A 4,141-nucleotide genomic window follows, 5' to 3' on the forward strand; every position below is an offset into this window, starting at 1 on the left:
CGGCTGGAAGCCGCTCCTGCGACAAGGGGGGCTCGGGGTGGTGGGAGCGGCCTCTGGCCGCGATGGTGTCGAGGCAGGGTGGGAACCGCGGCTGGAAGCCGCTCCTGCGACAAGGGGGGCTCGGGGTGGTGGGAGCGGCCTCTGGCCGCGATGGTGTCGAGGCAGGGTGGGAACCGCGGCTGGAAGCGACTCCCGCGTCGGGGAGGGTCTTCCAGGGGCCGGGATCAGAGTTCCCGGACCGCCTCGACGATGCCCTCGTCGTCCGGATTGGGCCGGACCTTGAAGCCGACCCGGCGCATCAGGGCCAGCATGTGGGTGTTGCCCGCCATGATCTCGCCTTCCATCAGGTTGAGCCCGCGCGACTTGGCGACCCGCATCAGGGAATGCATCAGATGGGTGCCGATGCCGCGGCCCTGCCAATCGTCGGCGACCACGATCGCGAACTCGCAGCTACGCCGGTCCGGGTTCACGGTGTAACGGGCCACCGCGACCTGCGTCTCGAGTCCGGAGTCTGGCTCCACCACCGCGATCAGGGCCATCTCCCGGTCGTAGTCGATCTGGGTGAACCGGACCAGCATCTCCGGGGTCAGCTCGTGCATTGCCTGCATGAATCGGAAGTAGCGCGACTCGTCGGAGAGGCTGCGCACGAATTTCTGCTCGATCTGGGCATCCTCCGGGCGGATCGGACGGATGGTGAGGGTCTGTCCGTCCGGCATCGGCCAGTCCTCGACCAGATGGCTGGGATAGGGGTGGATCGCCATGTGGGCGTAGGGGTCCGCGTCCGCGGATGGCTGGTCGACCACGACCCGGGCATCGACTGCGGCCAGGCCCTCCGCGTCAACGATCAGCGGGTTGATGTCGAGTTCGGCGACCTCGGGCAGCTCGCAGACCATCTCGGAGATGCGCAGCAGCACCTGCTCCAGCGCCACCGCGTCCACGGGTGGCATGTGCCGGAAGCGCTTCAGCATCCGGGCCACGCGGGTCCGGCTGATCAGGCCGCGGATGATGGTCTCGTTCAGCGGCGGCAGCGCGACCGCCCGGTCCTGCAGCACCTCCACCGAGGTCCCGCCGGAACCGAAGCTGATCACCGGCCCGAAGACCGGATCGCGCATCACGCCGACCATCAGCTCCCGACCGTAGTGGCTGCGGTACATCCGTTCCAGGGTCACCCCTTCGAGCCGCGCCTCCGGCCGTGCCTCCGCCGCCTCCTGCATCATCGCCTGGAAGCTCTTGCGCACCGATTCGGCGGTGGTGATGTTCAGCCGCACACCGCCGACGTCCGATTTGTGCGTGATGTCCGGAGAGGCGATCTTCATCGCCAGCGGATAACCCAGTGTGCTCGCGGCCACCAGCGCCTCACTGGCACTGTGCGCCTGCACCGTCTGGGTCACGGGGATGCGGAAGGCCGCCAGCACGGCCTTCGACTCCATGGTGCCCAGCGTATGGCGGCCCTCTCCCAGCGCCGTCTCGATGATCATCCGCGCGCCCTCGACGTCCGCGGGGCTGCGGTCGCTCAGGGGTCCCGGAACCTGCAGCAGCAGACGCTGGTTCGACTGGTGGGCGGTCAGGTACGCGAAGGCCTCCACGGAGGCCTCGGGCGTGATGAAGTGGGGCAGCCCCTTCTTGCTGAAGCGATCGCGGCCGCTCTCCACCTGTTTGCCGCCCATCCAGCAGGCCAGTACCGGTTTGCCGTGGACGCTGCCGTGCGCACCGCCGATCACCGCCTCCGCCGAGGCATCGGAGTCGGTCATCGCCTGCGGCGTGAGCATCGCCAGTACGCCGTCCACTCCGGGGTCGGCGAGACAGGCCTCGAGCGCGGCCCGATAGCGGGCCGGATCGGCGTCGCCGAGGATGTCCACGGGATTGCCGTGGGACCAGTGCGGGGGCAGCGCCTCGTCGAGCCGGCTCATGCTCTGCGGTTGCAGTTCCGCGATTCCCAGATCGAGCTCCACCGCACGGTCCGTGGCCATCACCCCTGGACCGCCGGCATTGGTGATGATGGCGATCCGGTTGCCGCGCGCGCGGGCGCCGCTCGAGAGGATGGCCGCTGCCGAGAACATCTGCTGCACGGTCTTTGCACGCACCGCACCGGCGCGTTCGAGGGCGGCATCGAAGACGTCGTCGGCACCCACCATCGCGCCGGTGTGGGACATCGCGGCCCGCGAGCCTTCGGCGTGGCGTCCGGACTTGATCACGATCACCGGCTTCATCCTCGCCGCCGCGCGCAGGCCGCTGATGAAGGCGCGCGCATCGCCAATGCCCTCGACGTAGAGCAGGATGCTGCGCGTCTCCGGGTCCAGCGCCAGGAAATCCAGCAGGTCGCCGAAGTCGACGTCCATCGCGTCGCCCAGCGAGGCGACCAGCGAGAACCCGATGCGCTGATCCTCGGCCCAGTCAAGAATGGCGGAACAGATCGCCCCGGACTGGGAGACGAGTGCGAGACGACCGGGAACCGCACTGTTGCGGCTGAAGGTGGCGTTGATCTTGCGGCTGGGCCGCATCACGCCCAGGCAGTTCGGTCCGATGATGCGCAGCCCGGTCTCCCGGGCGGCCTCCCGCATCCTGTCCTGCAGCCGAGTGCCCTCGGGACCGGCCTCGGCGAATCCCGCGGACATCACGATCGCACCCTGGACCTCCGCATTGCCGCATTCGCGGATCACCCCGGGCAGGTTCTCCGCGGGAATCGCGATCACCGCCAGATCGATATTGCGGCCGATCGCTCCGATCTGCGGGTAGCTCTTGCGCCCGTGCACCTTCCTGTACTTCGGATTGACAGCGAACAGTTCTCCTTCGTAGCCCATGGCCAGCAGGTTCCGGAAGATCACGGAGCCCACCGCGTCGGGCTGGTTGCTCGCGCCGATCACGGCGATGCTGCGGGCGGACAGGATCCGGCTGAGGTAATGGGGGCCCATGAACGATTGACCTTCGGGTGACGTTTGACGCAGTGCAATAAGACTTGTGTATCCGGTCCTGATCTAATAGTCAATGCAGCAACGCAATCCGGGCCCTTCCCGGATTCGGTACGACCTTCCCGGCCTCGAGGGGGGAAAGCATGAAAACCTTCTTCATATCCCATCCGGAATGCCTGGCGCATCGGCCGCCCTCCGCCCATCCCGAATCCCCGGAGCGGCTGGACGCCATCGACGATCAGTTGATCGCGTCCGGCATCGAGCCGTGGCTGCGTCACCGGGAGGCGCCGCTGGCGACCCGCGAGCAGGTGCTCCGGGTGCACGATGCGGCATATCTCGAGGCGCTGGAGGCGGGTCGTCCGGATCCGGGCCACTGGGCGACGCTTGACGGCGGTGACACCTATTACGGCGAACACAGCCTGCAGGCGGCTCACCGTGCTGCCGGCGCCGTGGTTCTCGGTGTGGATCTCGTGCTCGAGCATTCGACCCACACCGCCTTCTGCAGCGTGCGTCCTCCGGGGCACCACGCGGGACGCGACTACGGGATGGGCTTCTGCCTGTTCAACAACGTCGCGATCGGAGTCATGCACGCGCTGGAACAACACGGCCTGTCGCGTGTGGCGATCGTCGATTTCGACGTGCATCACGGCAACGGGACCGAGGATATTGTCCGGGACGATCCGCGTGTCCTTTTCTGCTCCAGTTTCCAGCACCCCTTCTACCCGAACACCGGTGCCGACACCCGCAGCGACAATGTGATCAACATGCCCCTGCCGCGAGACACCGATGGTGTCGCGCTGCAATCGGCGATCGCGGAGCGCTGCCTGCCGGCGCTCGAGGCCTTTGACCCGGAACTCGTGATGGTCTCGGCCGGCTTCGATGGGCACCTCGAGGACGAAATGGCCAACTTCCGGCTGGTCGAGTCCGACTACGAGTGGCTCACGCGCGAGATTCATGGCATCGCGAAGCGTCACTGCGAGGGGCGCCTGGTATCGGTCCTCGAGGGCGGCTACGAGCTGTCCGCACTCGGTCGCAGCGTGGTCGCCCATCTGAAGGTGCTGACCGAGGAGTGACCCGCCACCCCTGCGGGAGGCAAGCCCTCGCGGCGATCGGGCGCGGCGGGTTGCCCGGCCGGGCACTGGCCTCCGGCGGTGCTCCCGGCCCCCTGTAGGAGCGAGCCTGCTCGCGAACGCGCCGCCGGCGCGCCGAACGCCGGGTATCCCAACCCGGCG

Annotated in this window: 2 protein-coding genes; one reads left to right on the forward strand and one right to left on the reverse strand. The window is 67.9% G+C overall.

The window, feature by feature from the left end:
* Positions 1-224 precede the first annotated feature (224 nt).
* A complete protein-coding gene (locus tag ACESMN_RS00360; RefSeq protein ID WP_373051591.1) occupies positions 225-2,912 on the reverse strand; it encodes a GNAT family N-acetyltransferase in 2,688 nt (895 codons plus the stop codon).
* A 140-nt stretch (positions 2,913-3,052) separates the two neighbouring features.
* Between ACESMN_RS00360 and ACESMN_RS00365 the strand changes: the two genes are divergently transcribed.
* The gene (locus tag ACESMN_RS00365; protein WP_373051592.1) at positions 3,053-3,982 is read left to right on the forward strand and encodes a histone deacetylase family protein; all 930 of its coding nucleotides are present in this window, start codon (positions 3,053-3,055) and stop codon (positions 3,980-3,982) included.
* Positions 3,983-4,141: the final 159 nt, after the last annotated feature.

The sequence above is a fragment of the Thioalkalivibrio sp. genome (assembly GCF_041690275.1).
GTDB lineage: Bacteria > Pseudomonadota > Gammaproteobacteria > Ectothiorhodospirales > Ectothiorhodospiraceae > Thioalkalivibrio.